The sequence below is a fragment of the Microbacterium sp. M genome (assembly GCF_045181065.1).
Taxonomy (GTDB): domain Bacteria; phylum Actinomycetota; class Actinomycetes; order Actinomycetales; family Microbacteriaceae; genus Microbacterium.
The window spans coordinates 1,137,380-1,153,511 of sequence record NZ_CP173721.1 but is presented as its reverse complement, the minus strand read 5'-3'; the positions used below and the strand labels follow the sequence as shown (position 1 = coordinate 1,153,511).

At 68.8% G+C, this 16,132-nt stretch carries 17 protein-coding genes and 1 tRNA gene; 6 read left to right on the top strand and 12 right to left on the bottom strand.

The annotated features are described in order from the left end of the window. The first annotated feature begins 10 nt into the window (after positions 1–10). On the top strand, positions 11–484 hold the full coding sequence (locus tag ACI7YT_RS05430; RefSeq protein ID WP_406249445.1) for an S-ribosylhomocysteine lyase: 474 nt from the start codon (positions 11–13) through the stop codon (positions 482–484). Beyond that, positions 485–1,252, top strand: coding sequence for an SDR family NAD(P)-dependent oxidoreductase (locus ACI7YT_RS05425; protein WP_406249444.1), 768 nt, complete (start codon positions 485–487; stop codon positions 1,250–1,252). Positions 1,253–1,264: 12 nt separating this feature from the next. On the opposite strand, the gene ACI7YT_RS05420 is transcribed toward ACI7YT_RS05425, so the two are convergent. After that, positions 1,265–1,540 carry a hypothetical protein gene (locus tag ACI7YT_RS05420; protein WP_406249443.1) on the bottom strand — a complete coding sequence of 92 codons (276 nt, stop codon included), beginning with the start codon at positions 1,538–1,540 and terminating at the stop codon, positions 1,265–1,267. A 68-nt stretch (positions 1,541–1,608) separates the two neighbouring features. On the opposite strand from ACI7YT_RS05420, the gene ACI7YT_RS05415 reads away from it, so the two are divergent. After that, positions 1,609–1,995, top strand: a complete 387-nt coding sequence (locus ACI7YT_RS05415) for a DUF4307 domain-containing protein (protein WP_406249442.1) — start codon at positions 1,609–1,611, stop codon at positions 1,993–1,995. A gap of 95 nt (positions 1,996–2,090) precedes the next feature. After that, positions 2,091–2,579, top strand: a complete 489-nt coding sequence (gene greA / locus ACI7YT_RS05410) for a transcription elongation factor GreA (protein ID WP_406249441.1) — start codon at positions 2,091–2,093, stop codon at positions 2,577–2,579. Between the two features lie 72 nt (positions 2,580–2,651). Here greA and ilvA read toward each other — a convergent pair whose 3' ends face one another. Continuing rightward, a complete protein-coding gene (ilvA, locus tag ACI7YT_RS05405) occupies positions 2,652–3,881 on the bottom strand; it encodes a threonine ammonia-lyase (RefSeq protein ID WP_406249440.1) in 1,230 nt (409 codons plus the stop codon). Continuing rightward, entirely contained in the window at positions 3,878–5,023 is a 1,146-nt protein-coding gene (locus ACI7YT_RS05400; protein WP_406249439.1) for an AI-2E family transporter, read from the bottom strand. The genes ilvA and ACI7YT_RS05400 overlap by 4 nt, the downstream gene beginning before the upstream one ends. Before the next feature lie 99 nt (positions 5,024–5,122). Here ACI7YT_RS05400 and ACI7YT_RS05395 point away from each other — a divergent pair, with 99 nt between their 5' ends. Further along, entirely contained in the window at positions 5,123–6,391 is a 1,269-nt protein-coding gene (locus ACI7YT_RS05395) for a winged helix-turn-helix domain-containing protein (RefSeq protein WP_406249438.1), read from the top strand. Here ACI7YT_RS05395 and ACI7YT_RS05390 read toward each other — a convergent pair. The 3 genes from ACI7YT_RS05390 to ACI7YT_RS05380 form a co-directional block, all read right to left on the bottom strand. Next, entirely contained in the window at positions 6,382–6,951 is a 570-nt protein-coding gene (locus ACI7YT_RS05390; RefSeq protein ID WP_406249437.1) for a LemA family protein, read from the bottom strand. The genes ACI7YT_RS05395 and ACI7YT_RS05390 overlap by 10 nt on opposite strands. Before the next feature lie 68 nt (positions 6,952–7,019). Beyond that, the gene (locus tag ACI7YT_RS05385) at positions 7,020–8,333 is read right to left on the bottom strand and encodes a D-arabinono-1,4-lactone oxidase (protein ID WP_406249436.1); all 1,314 of its coding nucleotides are present in this window, start codon (positions 8,331–8,333) and stop codon (positions 7,020–7,022) included. Next, a complete protein-coding gene (locus tag ACI7YT_RS05380; protein WP_406249435.1) occupies positions 8,330–9,562 on the bottom strand; it encodes an alanine racemase in 1,233 nt (410 codons plus the stop codon). The genes ACI7YT_RS05385 and ACI7YT_RS05380 overlap by 4 nt, the downstream gene beginning before the upstream one ends. A gap of 52 nt (positions 9,563–9,614) precedes the next feature. Between ACI7YT_RS05380 and ACI7YT_RS05375 the strand changes: the two genes are divergently transcribed. Next, positions 9,615–9,688, top strand: a tRNA-Leu gene (locus ACI7YT_RS05375). A gap of 70 nt (positions 9,689–9,758) precedes the next feature. Here ACI7YT_RS05375 and ACI7YT_RS05370 read toward each other — a convergent pair. The 6 genes from ACI7YT_RS05370 to eno all read right to left on the bottom strand — a co-directional run bounded on the left by ACI7YT_RS05370 (position 9,759) and on the right by eno (position 16,046). Then, the gene (locus ACI7YT_RS05370) at positions 9,759–10,574 is read right to left on the bottom strand and encodes a cation-transporting ATPase (RefSeq protein WP_406249434.1); all 816 of its coding nucleotides are present in this window, start codon (positions 10,572–10,574) and stop codon (positions 9,759–9,761) included. Between the two features lie 260 nt (positions 10,575–10,834). Further along, positions 10,835–12,346 (bottom strand): NAD(P)/FAD-dependent oxidoreductase, encoded by a 1,512-nt coding sequence (locus ACI7YT_RS05365; RefSeq protein ID WP_406249433.1) that lies wholly within the window; start codon positions 12,344–12,346, stop codon positions 10,835–10,837. 35 nt (positions 12,347–12,381) lie between these two features. Continuing rightward, positions 12,382–13,701: a S8 family serine peptidase gene (locus ACI7YT_RS05360; protein WP_406249432.1), complete on the bottom strand. Its 1,320-nt coding sequence runs from the start codon at positions 13,699–13,701 to the stop codon at positions 12,382–12,384. Further along, a complete protein-coding gene (locus ACI7YT_RS05355) occupies positions 13,698–14,219 on the bottom strand; it encodes a DUF501 domain-containing protein (RefSeq protein ID WP_406249431.1) in 522 nt (173 codons plus the stop codon). The genes ACI7YT_RS05360 and ACI7YT_RS05355 overlap by 4 nt, the downstream gene beginning before the upstream one ends. A 37-nt stretch (positions 14,220–14,256) precedes the next feature. Then, a complete protein-coding gene (locus ACI7YT_RS05350) occupies positions 14,257–14,727 on the bottom strand; it encodes a septum formation initiator family protein (RefSeq protein WP_406249430.1) in 471 nt (156 codons plus the stop codon). A gap of 38 nt (positions 14,728–14,765) precedes the next feature. Continuing rightward, positions 14,766–16,046 carry a phosphopyruvate hydratase gene (eno, locus tag ACI7YT_RS05345; protein ID WP_406249429.1) on the bottom strand — a complete coding sequence of 427 codons (1,281 nt, stop codon included), beginning with the start codon at positions 16,044–16,046 and terminating at the stop codon, positions 14,766–14,768. Positions 16,047–16,132: the final 86 nt, after the last annotated feature.

Sequence of the window (16,132 nt, the reverse complement as noted above, 5' to 3'; positions counted from 1 at the left end):
GGAGACCCCCATGGCCGAAGTCGAGAGCTTCACCCTCGATCACACCGCCGTCCACGCGCCGTACGTGCGCCTGATCGCCACGGAGCACGGGCCGCGGGGCGACGCGATCTCGAACTTCGACGTGCGCTTCGTTCAGCCGAACGAGGGCGAGATCCCGACGGCGGGCCTGCACACGATCGAACACCTGCTCGCCAGCGTCCTGCGCGATCACCTGGACGGTGTCATCGACATCTCCCCCTTCGGCTGCCGCACCGGGTTCCACCTCATCACGTGGGGCGAGCCGACCGTCCCGGACGTCGTCGCCGCGATCAAGGCCGGCCTGGAGTTCATCGCCGAGAAGGCCCAATGGGACGACGTCCCCGGTGTCTCCGCCGTCGAATGCGGCAACTACCGCGATCACAGCCTGCACAGCGCGCGGGAGTGGTCGAAGCGGATCCTCGAGCAGGGCATCAGCCTCGACGCGTTCGCGCGCACGGTGGTCTGAGTGTTCGAGGAACTCCGCGGCCGCGTCGTCCTCGTCACCGGCGGCGCCAGCGGGATCGGCGCCGGGATCGTGGATGCCTTCCACGGCGAAGGCTCGACCGTCGTCAGCGCCGACCTGTCGTTCCCGGATGGGCTGCAGCAGGACCCGCAGGGCACGTGGACCGTCGGACTGGATGTGACGGACGAGGATGCCGTGGCCGCCGTCGTCTCGGATATCGCTGACGGCATCGGCGTCATCGACACGGTCGTGACGGCAGCGGGGACATCGACGCTCGGCTTCGCGACCGAGACGACCGCGGCGCAGTGGGATCTCAACCTCGACGTCAACGCCAAGGGATCGTTCCTGGTCGCCAAGCATGTCGCGGCGCGGCTGGTCGATGATGAGCGAACCGGGCGCATCATCTTCATCTCGTCGCAGGCGGGCAAGAACGGGTACCGCGGCATGACGGCCTACGTCGCCTCGAAGCACGCCGTGCTCGGCGTCACGAAGACGATGGCGACCGAGCTCGCACCGCGGGGCATCACGGTCAACGCGATCTGCCCCGGCATCATCGAGACGCCGATGAAGCACCGGGAACGCATCGAGGGTGGTGCGATCCGCGGCATGACGGCGGAGGAGGTGGCCGCGGAAGACCGTTCGCAGGTGCCGCTCGGACGCACCGGAACACCACACGATGTCGCCGGCGTCGCCCTGTTCCTCGCCAGCGACCTAGCGGGCTACATGACGGGTCAGGGCATCAACGTCACCGGCGGGATGACGATGCACTGAGCTCGACGGCGGTCAGGGCTTCGCGTCGCCGTCCGGGTCGTCCGATCCGTCTGCCTCACGGGCGGTGGCCTCACGGGCCGCGGCCTCTTCGGCATCCAGCTCCTCGCGGACCTCTTCGCGGTAGCGCACCTTGCGGATGCGGCGGTTCATGTCCCAGATCAGCAGCACGACCGCGATGAGGACGATCACGATCGCCGCGAAACCGGCGAACCCCGGGGTCACCGAATCCGGGTCCACCGTCATCGACGGAGTCGGCATCGGCGTGTCTGAGCCGAACAGAACCAGCATGTGGCCGCCTTTCACGCACAGGTCGCATAACCTGTAAAGACCAGCCTAACGACCGAAAGACACGCTACGTGACGACCGCACAGGAACTCGATGACCGCTACGGACGCACCCGCCGGCGTCGCCTGCCGTGGATCATCGGCATCGTGCTGGCCGTGGTCGTGGTGGGGTACTTCAGCTGGTCGACGATCACGCAGTCGATGAACTCGGTCGATGCGGACGATCTCGGCTTCGAGGTGTCGGACCAGTACTCCGTCGAGGTCCGTTTCCAGGTGAGCGGCGTGGCCGGGAAAGACGTCGCCTGCGCCATCGAAGCGCTCGATGAGGAGTTCGGCGTAGTCGGCTGGAAGGTCGTCGAGATCCCGGCATCCGAGGAGCACAGCAGGGCGATCACGGAGCAGGTGAGGACCGTCGCGGAGGCGACCACGGGTTTGGTCAACTCCTGCTGGGTCGCATAGACTCGCCTCAGACAACTGACGCCCCGGCACGATCGCCGGGGCGTCTTGGCATATCCCCGGTGCGCTCTGAAGGGCGCTGAACAAAGGAGCACGCTGTGTCCACAGACGCTCAGGTCCCGTTCCTCACGCAGGAAGCCTACGATCGACTCGTCGCCGAGCTCGAGCACCTCTCCACGGTCGGCCGCGAAGAGATCGCGAAGCGCATCGAAGCCGCACGCGAAGAGGGCGACCTCAAGGAGAACGGCGGCTACCACGCCGCCAAGGACGAGCAGGGCAAGCAGGAGGCGCGCATCCGCACGCTCGAGCAGCTGCTGAAGACCGCGAAGGTCGGCGAGGCGCCTGCCAGCCGCGGCATCGTGGAGCCGGGCACCGTCGTCACGGCCCTCGTCGCCGGCGGCGAAGAGGTCTTCCTCCTCGGCAGCCGCGAGATCGCCGTCGGCAGCGACCTCGACGTCTACAGCGAGGCCAGCCCGCTCGGCCAGGCCATCCTCGGCCTCAAGGTCGGCGACAAGACCAGCTACGAGGCCCCCAACGGCCGCGCGATCTCGGTCGAGATCACCGGTGTGGAGACGTACGCGGGCTAGTCGGTCCGGGTCGCTCGACCGTCCCGGCACGTCCTCCTCAGAGGGACCACACGCCTGGAGTGGGCGTGGGGATCAGTCCGGAACCACGATCGGGTCGTACCCGGCCCGGCGGAGCGTATCGAGCGTGAGCTCGGTGTGCTCCGCACCTCGCGTCTCGATGCTCAGCTGCAGGACGACCTCGTTGATCTGCAGCCCTTGACCGTGACGGGTGTGCAGCACCTCCATGACGTTCGCGCCGGCCTGCGACACGAGCTCGGAGACGCGCGCGAGCTGACCCGGCCGGTCGGGCAGCGGGATGCGGATCGTCAGGTATCGTCCGGATGCAGCGAGTCCGTGCGCCACGACCCGCTGCAGCAGCAGCGGATCGATGTTGCCGCCGGAGAGCACCGCCATCGTGGTGCCGGTCGGCTGGATCTTGCCGGCGAGGATCGCGGCGACGCCGACGGCACCGGCCGGCTCCACGACGACCTTGGCCTGCTCGAGCAGCACCAGGAGTGCGCGGGCGATGTCGTCGTCGCTGACCGTGACGACCTCGTCGACGAGGTCCTGGATGATCTCGAACGGTACAGCGCCGGGCTCTGCGACCAGGATGCCGTCGGCGATCGTCGGGCGGGTCTCGATCGCGACGCGGTGACCGGCCTCGAGAGAGGCGACCGTCGCTGCGGCGTTCTCGGCCTGGACGCCGATGATCCGGATCTTCCGACCGGTCTCAGCAGCCTTGGCCTTGATCGCGGAGGCGATGCCGGCGATCAGCCCTCCGCCGCCGATCCCGACGAGCACGGTGTCGAGGTCAGGAGCGTCCTCCAGCAGCTCGAGTCCCAGCGTCCCCTGCCCGACCACGACGTCGCGGTGGTCGAACGGGTGGATCATGACCGCGCCGGTGCGTTCGGCGAATTCCGCCGCCAACCGCAGCGAGGTCGCGACGGTCTCGCCCTCCAGCACGACCTCGGCGCCGTAACCGCGCGTCGCCAGGAGCTTGGGCACCGGGACACCGAGGGGCATGAAGATCGTCGCCGGAATCCCCAGCGCCTGCGCCGCGAGCGCCACGCCCTGGGCATGGTTGCCGGCGGATGCCGCGACCACGCCGCGCGACCGCTCCTCTTCCGTCAGCCGCGAGAGCCGATGGGCGGCTCCGCGGATCTTGAACGAGCCGGTGCGCTGCAGATTCTCCATCTTCAGCAGCACGGGTGCGCCGAAGGCATCCGTGAGGGCTCGAGAGGGCAGGGTCGGAGTGTGAGTGATCACACCCGCCAGGCCCTGCGCGGCCTCTTCGAACTCGGCCAGGCTGGGGGCTGTGCTCATTGAATCCTCCGTCGCCGCTCGCGCGGCACTGTACTCCAGATCAGGTCTCCGTGCGGATCATCGCCGGTGCGCCAGGAACCGCTGCTGAGGGTCACCGCGACGACGTTGACGAATGCAGCCAGCGGGACCGCGAACAGGGCCCCGGGGATCCCGCCGATCATGGTCCCGCCGGCGACGACGAGCACGACCGCCAGCGGGTGCACCTTCACCGCCGAACCCATCAGGATCGGCTGCAGGATGTGTCCCTCGATCTGCTGGACGCCCAGCACGACGATGAGCATCCAGAACGCGATCCAGGGACCGTTGTAGACCAGCGCGAGGAACACGGCGACAGCGCCTGTGACCACGGCTCCGACGATCGGGACGAATGCGCCAAGGAACACGAGCACCGCCACCGGGATGGCGAGCGGAACGCCGAGGAAGAAGGCTCCGAGGCCGATGCCGATCGCGTCGATCGTGGCGACGAGCAGCTGAGTGCGCGCGTAGTTGACCACGGTGTTCCAGCCGTTGCCCGCTGCGGCCGCCGCCGCAGGACGCGCATTGCGCGGGAAGATCTTGAGCGTCCAGCGCCAGATCCCTGCGCCGTCCGCCAACAGGCAGATGAGGATGAACAGGGCCAACACGGCACCGGTCGCGACGTGTCCGGCAGTGGTGCCGATCGCGAGCGCGCCCGACCAAAGCAGGTCGACCTGCTGCTGCAGGAATCCCATGGCCTGGTCGATGTACGCCTCGATCTCGGCGGCTGACAGGTGCAGCGGGCCGTCGATGAGGTACTGGCGGAGCCTCTCGATGGAATCCGCCGTACTGTCGCGCACCATCGCCCACTGCCGCGACACCTGCCAGATCACGAGCCACAGCAGACCGGCGACGATCGCGAGCGTGCCGATCATCGCTATCACGATCGCCAGCCAGCGCGGCACCCGATGCCGCAACATCCAGCCGACGGCCGGCGACAGCAGCGCCGAGACGAGGATCGCGATGAGCAGCGGGATCACGAGCAATTTCAACTGGATGACGACCCAGATGATCACGCCGACGGCCGCCGCGATCAGCAGCAGCCGCCACGCGTAGCCCGCGGTGACCCGCAGACCGTAGGGGACGGCAGCATCGGTGTCGGTGCGGACGGTGCGCTCCGTCGGCATGCCACCCCATAGAAGGTCCCGCTTGCGTGGGCGCTTCTCGTCCGTCATCACGCCAGTCTACGCGCGGGCATGTCGGTGCCCGACGCTACGCTGACCGACGTGTCACAGATTCTCAGCGCCGCGCAGGCGCGCCGCATCGCCCTCGCCGCCCAGGGCTTCACCCGTCGACGTCCGGCGACCGTCACGGCGCGCCACGTGCACGGCGCGATGGAGCGGATGGGAGTGCTGCAGATCGATTCGGTGAACGTCTTCGTGCGCTCGCACCACATGCCGCTGTACTCCCGTCTCGGGCCCTACGACGCCGCCCTCTTCGAGCGCATCTTCCACGCCCGCACCACGCACTACGTCGAATACCTCGCGCACGAGGCGACGTTCGTTCCGGCATCCGACTGGGGTCTGTGGGATTTCCGGATGTCCGACTTCCGTCAGCGCTGGGCCGACGACCCCGACTCCTGGATGAACCGCAACCAGCGCACCATCTCGTGGGTGAAGGACGAGCTGCGTTCCCGCGGACCGCTGCGCCCTGCCGACCTGCGGGAGGATGCGCCGCGGGAACGAGGGACGTGGTGGGACTGGGACGACGTGAAGCTCACGCTGGAGCATCTCTGGCGCACGGGCGACGTCGCGATCAGCGGGCGCCGCGGCTTCGAGCGCCGCTACGCTCTGGCTGAGCAGGTCATCCCCTCGGACGTGCGCGACCGCCCCGTCCCGCGCGAGGACGCGTTCCGCGAGCTGGTGCGCCGCGCCGCGCGATCGTCCGGGGTCGCGACGGAATCCGATCTCGCCGACTATCACCGACTGCGCGACCGGCCGGGTGTCCGGCGGGCGATCACCGACCTCGTGGATGCCGGAGAACTCGAGCCGGTCACCGTGCGGGGCTGGGACCGCGCCGGGCGTCCTGTGCCGGCCTGGAAGCATCGGGATGCCGCGCTGCCGCGCCGTGTGGAGACCGCCGCGCTGCTGACGCCGTTCGATCCCGTGGTGTGGTTCCGCGAACGCGCGCTACGGGCGTTCCAACTCGACTACCGCATCGAGATCTACGTGCCGGCCCACAAGCGCCGCTACGGCTACTACTCGCTCCCCGTGCTGGTCGATGACCGGATCGCGGCCAGAGTGGATCTCAAGGCCGACCGGGCGGCATCCGCACTGCGGGTGCAGTCCGCCTGGTGGGAACCCGCGGCGCGCCCGGACGATGCCATCGCGATCGCCGAGGAGCTCGCTCGGGCGGCGGCCTGGCAGGGCCTGGAGCGCATCACGGTATCCGGATGGGGCGATGCGACGGATGCCGTCGCCGATGCTCTGAAGGCGATCGGCGGCGTCGCGTCAGATCGACACGAGCACGAGCGGCAGCAGGTCGCTCAGAACTGAACGCGCGGCGGTTCGGAGATGGTCGTGCCGTCGGCGACCTCGAAGAACTCGCGCTCGCTGAAGCCGAGTCCGCGCGCGAAGAGATTGTTCGGGAACACCTTGATCTTCGTGTTCAGCTCTCGGACGCCGCCGTTGTAGAAGCGTCGCGCCGCTTGGATCTTGTCCTCGGTGTCGACGAGCGAATGCTGCACCTGGAGGAAGTTCTGGCTGGCCTGCAGTTGCGGATAGGCCTCGGCGACGGCGAACAGGCTCTTGAGCGCCTGCTGCAGATGGCCTTCGGCGATGCCCGCTTCACCGGGGCCGGACGCCGAGAGCGTCTCCGCACGGGCGCGCGTGACGTTCTCGAAGACGGCCTTCTCGTGCGAGGCGTAGCCCTTCACCGATTCGATGAGATTCGGGATGAGATCGGCCCGGCGCTTGAGCTGCACGGTGATGCCGCTCCACGCTTCGTCCACACGGACGTTGAGCTGGACGAGGGAGTTGTAGGTCGCCCACAGATAGATGCCGATGATCACGATGACACCGACGACGATCAGTACCGGCACGAGCCATTCCCACATGGGAGGCCACCCCTTCCGCAGATTTCCTTCATCCTAGCTGCGCTGTCTGCGCATCGACTGGACGGCGCTCAGCCTCCGAGCACGCGTCGCAGGTACCGATTGTCGAATCTCCGCTCGGGGTCCAGCCGATCGCGCACGGCGAGGAAGTCGTCGAATCGGGGGTGGCGTTCGCGCAGGCGTTCCGCGTCGAGCGTGTGCAGTTTTCCCCAGTGCGGGCGCCCGCCCTGCTCGAGCATGATCTCTTCGACCGCGTTGAAGTACTCGGTCGGATCAGCGCGCCAGTATCGATGAACGGCGATGTATCCGGTGGCTCGCCCGTACGCGGTCGACAGCCACACATCGTCCTCCGCGGCGAATCGCACCTCGATCGGGAACTCGATGCGCCACCCCCGCCGGGCGATCAGCTCGCGCACGGCCCGGAAAGCGGGCACGACGTTCTCTGCCGGCAGCGCATACTCCATCTCGCGGAATCGAACCGCACGGCGCTGTGTGAACACGGCATGCGAGCGATCCGTGTATTCGCGGTCGCCGGTGAGCTGCACGGCGAGCCGATTGAACGGCGGCGTGATCGCCGGCACGGCACGTCCGGTCGCGCACACGGCCCGGTAGACGGTGTTCGACAGCAGCGTCTCGTCGACCCAGCGCCCGAATGACGGCAGCGGCCGGCGCCTGGTGGACTCCGGCATCCGCATCTGGCGTTTCGTGAGCGCCACCTCGGTGTGCGGGAACCAATAGAACTCGAAGTGGTCGAACGCCTGCACGCGGTCGTCCAGGGTGGCCAGCACGTCTTCGAGCGGGGCGGGCTCGTCGATCGCGTGCACCACGAAGGCCGGGACGCACTGCACAGTGATCTCCACGAGGATGCCGAGGGCACCGAGACCGAGAGCGATCGCCGGCAGCAGGTCGGCGTTCTCATCGACGCTCACCCGCAGGAACTCCCCCGCGGCCGTGATGAGCACGGCGCCGACGATCTGCGTCGCGAGCCCGCCGAAGCGTGCACCGGTGCCGTGCGTGCCTGTCGAGACGGCACCGGAGATCGACTGGCGGTCGATGTCGCCCAGGTTCTCCATCGCGAGGCCGAACGGCGCCAGCAGTCCGGGGATCCGGTGCAGCCGCGTACCGGCGAGGAAGGTGGCACGGCCGGTCCCGGCATCCGCCCTGACCAGTCCCTGCATGTCGCTCAGATCCAGAAGGACACCGGGGGCGACCGCGATGCCCGTGAAGCTGTGCCCGGCGCCGACGGCCTTGACAGGCAGGTTCTGCGCCGCAGCGGCCTGCACGGCCCGCTGCACGCCTTCGGGCGTGCGTGGCCGCTCTACTCGGGTAGGGACAACTGATGCCGACCGCGCCCAGTTCTGCCAGCTTCCACCGAGTCGTGTCACAGGAACGCCTTTCCCTCACCGCGATAGGTGGGCAGTTCGCCCACGATCTCGTCGCCGGAGACCAACTGGTACGCATCGATCCGTTCCGCCGGTTCGCCGCTCTTCGCATGCCGGAACCACACCCGATCGCCGATGTCCAGCGATTCGGCCGCCCGTCCCTGCAGGGGTGTCTGCACCTCGCCTGCGGCTTCTCTGGGCAGCATGCGCAGCCCGGCCGGCCAGACCGGGCGCGGTTGGCGGGACGCGACGGGAGGCCCTGAGGCGATCCACCCGCCTCCCAGCACGGTGGCGATGTCGGCCGTCGGTCGACGCACGACGTCGAAGGCGAATGCGGATGCCGGTGCCGGCTGGAACGAGCGGTAGCCGTCGAAGAGGTGCCCGCCCAGAAGACCACTGCCTGCGGTCGCCTCGGTGACGGATTCGTCGCTACCGGTGAATTCGAGCGAGCCGGTCCCGCCGCCGTTGAGGAACTCGAGCGGGGCGATGTCGATCAGTGCCGCGGCGATAGCGGCGCGGCGGTGGCGCAGTTCGTCGCGTGACCGCGCCTGAGCGAACCGGATCACCGGTGCGTCCGGCCCGGCGTCATCGCCCTGACCGGCGATCTGCGCCTCGTACATCTGCAGGCCCACCAGGCGGAAGCCGTCGCGCCGCACGATCTCACGTGCGAATCGGGCGACGTCCTCCGCGGTGAACAGCGGCGACCGGCGCACGCCGATGTGGCCCAGTGCGGCGGAGCGCCAGGATGCGTCCGCATCGATCGCCACACGGATCTCGGCGCGCCCCGCCGGAGCGGCGACGGAGTCGATGAAGTCCAGGTGCGCTGGATCATCGACCATCAACGTGACGCGGGATGCCGCGAACTCGTCCTGCGCCAGCCGTGCGATGCCTGCCCGGTCGACGCTCGGGTATCCGACGACGATGTCGTCGTGAGTCTCGGAGAGCCAGAGCGCCTCGGCGAGCGTGAAGGCGAGGATGCCGCGGTAGCCGGGGATCCGCAGCACGGCGTCCAGCACGGATCGGACGCGCACGGACTTCGACGCGACGCGAATCGGGATACCGCCGGCGCGCACGAGCAGGTCCATCGCGTTGTGGCGCAGCGCGTCCAGGTCGATCACCGCGACCGGCGCGGGCAGATGCGACGTGGCGGCGCTGAGCCGTGGCCACCAGCGCGCAGGATCCTCCCAGGCACCTGGGGAGGCGGTCATCGGGCCGTCGATCAGATCGAGCACTCCCCCACCCTATGACGCTGGACGCGGCATCCGCCGATAGGCTGAACGGCACGCCCCCGTAGCCCAATCGGCAGAGGCAGGCGACTTAAACTCGCCAGAGTGTCGGTTCGAATCCGACCGGGGGTACGTTCACGGCTCGGGGCCCCCGCCGGCGGAGGGGCGGGCCGGTCACCCGCCGAACGCCCGGAACTCGCCGTCAGCGCCCGAAGAGGTCTCCGAGCCCGAAGTCGCCGAGCGCCGAGCCCCAGTCGGACGCGGACTCTCCGAGGCCTGAGACGGCTTCCCCTGCCGTACCGAGCATCCCTTCTGCGCCACCGGCGAGCGCCTCGACGTCCAAGCCCTCCGCGAGGCCCGCGAAGTCGACACCCATGGCGCCTGCCTGCTCCAGCAGCGGGCCGGCGGCCGCGCTGATCACCGAGCCGGCAGCGACCGCGCCCAGCATGCCGATCGCCGCGCCTCCGGCCGCAACCGCGACTCCTCCCGCACCTGCGCCGCTCACGCGCGAGAGCAGCCCGCGCATTCGCCCTGGCCGCATCGCCTCTGCACGACCTGCTGCGCGGGCGAGGTCGTCGGCGGATGCCGAAGCCGGACGCTCGCCCGGACCGAACTCGGTCTGCATGCGCTGCGCGATGTGGTCGCGCTGTGCCGGAGTCAGCTGAGCGAAAGCCTCGCGGTGGATCTGCTCGACGCGCTGCGGATCCGCGGTCTGCATCAGGTAGTCGTACCGCGCGATCGCAGCACGGTCCGCGTCGGAGACGGACGCAGCAGACCCGGGTCCCGGCGCGGGCGGCGGTGCGTACGGCTGGCTGCCCGGCGCGGGCGGCGGTGCGTACGAGCCCGGCGTCGTCGACCGCGCGGCGTCTTCCGGCCGGGACGGACCGCGCACGGCATCCACGGCCCCGCGGAGCATGCCGCTCCAGTCCGACGAGCCCGACGAGCCGGTTCGATTCGAGGCCGACGTCTTGTCCAGCGCCTGAGAGGCCATGCCGAGCAGGCGGGAGATCTTGTCCATGGTGCGGTTCCTTCATCGAATGATGCGAACAGCCACGGATCTGCGCACAGGGTGCCATGGCCGTCCGCGTCGGCGGACTGCCAAGGTCTCCTCCGCCCCGGAGGGCCGGCGGGCCGGGACCTGATGTCAGGTCCGTAGTGACGACACCGCCGCAGACGGGAGTACTCCCCTTGCACGATCGACCGTATCGGACCAGATTATGGATCTCCTCGGAGACGACGAAAGCCCCGTTCCGGAGAACGGGGCTTTCGTCGTGACGATTACTTGGCTTCGACGCCGGCCGCTGCCTTCTTGGCGGCGGGCTTGCGCGCCGGCGCCTTCTTGACGGCCTTGTCGTCGGATGCGTTGTCCGCGACCTTCTCGGCACTGGCGGTCGCCTCGGCCTTGGCTGGAGCCTTCTCGACCGGAGCCTCGACCTTGGCGGGAGCAGCCGGAGCGGCATCCGCAGCCGGACGCGGACGCGACGCGAACTCCTCGAAGAACGCGCGCGGCTGCTGCACCTTCTCGAGGTTCACGATGTCGCGGTCGAGCCACAGGTTGTGCCACCAGCCCCACAGCACGCGCCACTTGCGCTCCCACGTCGGCATCGCGAGACCGTGGTACCCACGGTGCGCGACCCAGGCGACGAAGCCCTTGAGTGCGAGCTTGCCGGACTGGAAGACACCGGTGCCGAGGCCGAGACCGGCAACCGCACCCAGGTTCTTGTGAATGTAGTCGACCGGAGCCTCACCGCGCAGCGTCGCGACGAGGTTCTTGGCGAGGCGCTTGGCCTGACGGACGGCGTGCTGGGCATTCGGCACGCAGAAGCCGCCGACGCCACCACCCGTGAGGTCGGGAACGGCCGAGACGTCACCAGCGGTCCAGGCGCCCTCGACGACGTTGCCGTCGGCATCCACCACGCGCAGGTCCGCCTGGGCACGGATGCGACCGCGCTCCTCGACGGGAAGGTCACCCGCGCGGACGACCTGCGGGTTGGCCATGACGCCGGCGGTCCACACGATGATGTCGGTCGGGATGACCTGACCGGTGGAGAGCTCGACGTTGCCGTCGACGGCACCCGTGACCTGGGTGTCCAGGTGCACGTTGGCGCCGCGCTTGGCGAGGTCCTTCAGCACCCATTCGCTCGTGGGCAGCGAGACCTCGGGCATGATGCGCCCCATGGCCTCGATGAGGTGGAAGTGCGTCTCCTCGAACGTGAGCTCCGGGTAGCGCTTGAGCAGCGCGGACGCGAACGAGCGCAGTTCTGCGAAGGTCTCGATGCCGGCGAAGCCGCCGCCGACGACGACGACCGTGAGCAGACGCTCGCGCTCAGGACCCGCGGGGAGTGCAGCCGCGCGGTCGAAGTTCGACAGCAGCTTGTCGCGCACCCACACGGCCTCTTCGATCGACTTCATGCCGATCGCGTTGTCCGCGATGCCGGGGATGGGGAACGTGCGCGACACCGAGCCGGCCGTCACGACGATCTGGTCGTAGGCGTACTCGTACGCGTCGCCGTCCGCCGGCGTGATCGTGGCGACCTTGTTCGCGTGGTCGATCTTGGTGACCTTGGCGGCCACGACGTTGGTGCGCTTGAGGTGACGACGCGTCGAGACGACGGCGTGACGCGGCTCGATCGAGCCGGCCGCCACCTCAGGGAGGAACGGAAGGTAGGTCATGTAGGGCAGCGGGTCGACCATGGTCACCTCCGCCTCGCCCTTGCGGAGGTGCTTCTCGAGCTTCCACGCCGTGTAGAAACCCGCGTAGCCACCGCCGACGATCAGAATCTTGGGCACAGTGCTGTTCTCAGCCACAGAGGGGAAACTCCTTGTCAGGGGGCAGGCGTGCGCTGCGCGCGCGCCGTTCGGATACGCCGGGCAGCTGCGGTGACGCCTAGCGCAACCAGGATACCAGGGACCGTGAGCACGATCAGCGGCAGGGTACCGTACAGCAGCGTCTGCGCACTGGGAAGAAGCGGAGAACCGGCTTCGGTGGGCGGATCAGCCGCCGGCAGAGGCTCCACGGAAACGGGTCCGACGGTCGGCGTCGGCTGCGGAGCGGTCTCGGCCCGCCGGTACACCCTGATCCATTCCTCGAGGTCTGCGGCCGGGTCGGCGTCGACCTGGGCGACGGATGCCGTCACGGCGGCATTCGCGTCGATGAGTCCGTATCCGTAGAGCGGATCCGGCACCCGGTCGACGCCCTCGACGGGGATCGCGGTCTTCAGGATCCGGTTGATGATGTTGCCCGCGCTGAGGTCGGGGTGAGCCGACTTGACCAGCGCCGCGACACCGGCCACGATCGGCGCAGCACCGCTGGTGCCGTCCCATTCGGCGACACGACCGTCCGCGGACACTCCCAGCAGCCCTTCGCTGGGAGCGGAGATGCCGATCGTGATGCCCTGCGTCGACGCCTCGACGCTCGCCTCGCCGTGCTGGTTCACCCCGCCGACGGTGAGGACGCCGGGAATCGTCGCCGGTGCGCCGACGATCGACGTGCCGTTGCCGCGGTTGCCCGCCGCGACGACCACGACGACGTCGTGCTGGAACGCGTACAGGAACGCGTCATCCCAGCTGCGATCCCAATCGAGCGTGTTGGTCGTGAACGAGAGGTTGATGATGTCGGCGCCGTTGTCCACCGCCCAGCGCATCGCATTCGCGACCTGCTCGGTGAACGGCACGGACGCCGAGGCACCGAAATTGACCGAGATGGAGAGCAGGTCCGCTGCGGGGGCGACGCCGATCATGCCGGTGCCGTCCTCCGCACCGCGGCTCGCCGCCAGAGATGCGACCCAGGAACCGTGGTTGATGTCGATCGTGCCGACCGGAGTCCGTCCGTCCTCGGAGCCCGTGCCCGACACATCCGTCCCGCTGACCACGGCATCCCGGAACTCGACGGGTCCTTGAGCGATGCCGGTGTCGATCACGGCGATCGTGACGCCTTCTCCACGGCTGGTCTTCCACGCCTCTTCGACGCGCGCGCCGTCCAGCCAGTACTCCGCGGCGCGGATCGGATCGGCCGGCTTCTCGACGGTCGGCTTCGGCGTCGGGGTCGGAGTATCGGCCGGCGGCGTCGCGGCTCCGGCGAGCAGGACGGATGCCGCCATCGCCGCAGCCGCGACGATGCCGCTCAGCATCCGCCGACGACTCATGCGATCGCGGCTCCTGGCAGTTCGCACCGGCACCGCTCGGGCGACCAGCTCGAGCGGTGCAGAGCGGCGTCGCCGATCGGATTGACACCTGGACCCGCCGCCAGTGCGTGTCCGGCCAGAGCGTGCAGGCACTTCACACGGGTGGGCATGCCGCCGGCCGAGATGCCGTCGATCTCCGGGACATCACCGAACTGCGCGCGGTCAGCGAGATACGCGGCATGCGCAGCGCGGTACGCCGAGGCGACATCCTCGTCCTCGTCGAGGAGCGCCGCCAGCTCCGGCATCACCTGGGTGGCCTCGAGCGTCGACATCGCCGCGGTGGCCACCGGGTGGGTCAGATAGTAGAAAGTCGGGAACGGCGTGCCGTCCGGAAGCCGGGGCGACGTGGCCACGACGGTCGGGTTGCCGCATACGCAACGTGCGGCGATGCCGACCACCCCGCGAACAGTGCGTCCGAGCTGAGCGGACAGAACGTCGATCTCCGCAGGAGTGGGCGGGGCGAAGGGCGGTGTCGTCACGTCTCCAGCGTACGGGAGACGTGCCTGAACGAAGCCTCTACTCGCCCTCGGCCGCGGTCTGCGCGAGACCGGCTCCTGCCAGGTTGCGCAGCAGCTGCGGCATCCAATCGGATGCGCTCTCCTCGAGCTCCGCGCTGACCGGCTTCTGCTCCTTCGGCAGGGCAGCCGCGTCGAGGTCGTTGTCGATCAGGTACACGACCTCGCCCGGCTTGACGTAGTAGAGCCGCTCGCGCGCCTGGGTCGTGATGTACGCCGGGTCTTCCCAGCGCTGCTGCTCGAGCTCGAGCGCCGCAATCTCATCCTTCGAGAGCTGCACCGCCTGCTCGAGCGCCGCGATCTGCTGGCGCTGCTCGATGTAGGTGCCCAGCGTCGGCACCAGCACCCACGCCCCGAGCACGACGAGCGAGAGCATGATCACCGAGAACGCGGACAACCGGATGCCGGATGTCCACTCGCGCACGTCGACCGTGCGCGTGGACGACGAAGGGGAAGCCACGCGTTTCGCCATGGCTCCCCCTTCGTTCGTGGATCAGTTCTTGCGCACGCTCACGCGGTGAAACGCGGGAACGCGGAGCGCCCGGCGAAGACCGCCGCGTCGCCCAGCTCCTCCTCGATGCGCAGAAGCTGATTGTACTTCGCGACGCGCTCGCTGCGAGCCGGCGCACCGGCCTTGATCTGACCCGAGTTGGTCGCGACGACGAGGTCGGCGATCGTGGTGTCCTCGGTCTCGCCGGAGCGGTGCGACAGCATCGCCGTGTAGCCGGAGCGCTGCGCGAGGCTGACCGCGTCGAAGGTCTCCGTCAGCGTGCCGATCTGGTTGACCTTGACCAGCAGCGAGTTCGCGACGCCGCGACGGATGCCGTCGGCGAGGCGCTCGGGGTTCGTGACGAACAGGTCGTCGCCGACGAGCTGGACCTTGGCGCCGAGAGCATCCGTGAGGTGCTTCCAGTTGTCCCAGTCGTCCTCGGCGAGGGCGTCCTCGATCGTGACGATCGGGAAGTCGTTGACCAGGCCGACGTAGTACTCGGTCAGTGCCTCGGCATCCCAGTCCTTGTTGTCGAGGCGGTAGACGCCGTCGTTGAAGAACTCGGTCGCCGCGACATCCAGGCCGAGGGCGATCTCGGTGCCGGGCGTGAAGCCGGCCTTCTCGATCGCCTTGACGAGGAAGTCCAGTCCCTCGCGGTTGCTGGGCAGGTCGGGGGCGAAACCGCCCTCGTCGCCGAGACCGGTCGCGTAGCCGGCGGCCTTGAGCTCGCTGCGCAGCACGTGGTAGGTCTCGACACCCCAGCGCAGGGCCTCGGAGTAGGTCTCGGCGCCGATCGGTGCGAGGAAGAACTCCTGCATGTCGATGCCGTTGTCGGCGTGCTCGCCGCCGTTGATGACATTGAAGAGCGGAACGGGCAGGACGTGCGCGTTCGGTCCGCCGAGGTAGCGGAACAGCGGCAGGTCGGCGCTGTCGGCTGCCGCCTTGGCGACCGCCAGGCTGACGCCGAGGATCGCGTTGGCGCCGACGCGCTTCTTGTTCTCGGTGCCGTCGGTCTCGATGAGGATCTCGTCGACGATGCGCTGCTCGCTCGCCTCGACGCCCTCGATGGCCGGGCCGAGCTCGTCGAGGACAGCCTCGACGGCCTTCAGCACGCCCTTGCCGCCGTAGCGGCTCTTGTCGCCGTCGCGGAGCTCGTATGCTTCGAACGCACCGGTGGATGCGCCGGAGGGGACGGCCGCGCGCTGCACGATGCCGTCATCGAGGAGCACCTCCACCTCGACGGTCGGGTTGCCCCGCGAGTCGAGAATCTCACGTGCGCCTACAGCCTCGATCAATGCCACGAATGTGCTCCTTGCTCAGAGAAAAGGTTGTGGTGGAGCGTCGTCGATCCGTCGACAGTCTAGCCCGCGGCGTGTCAGGCGCCGAA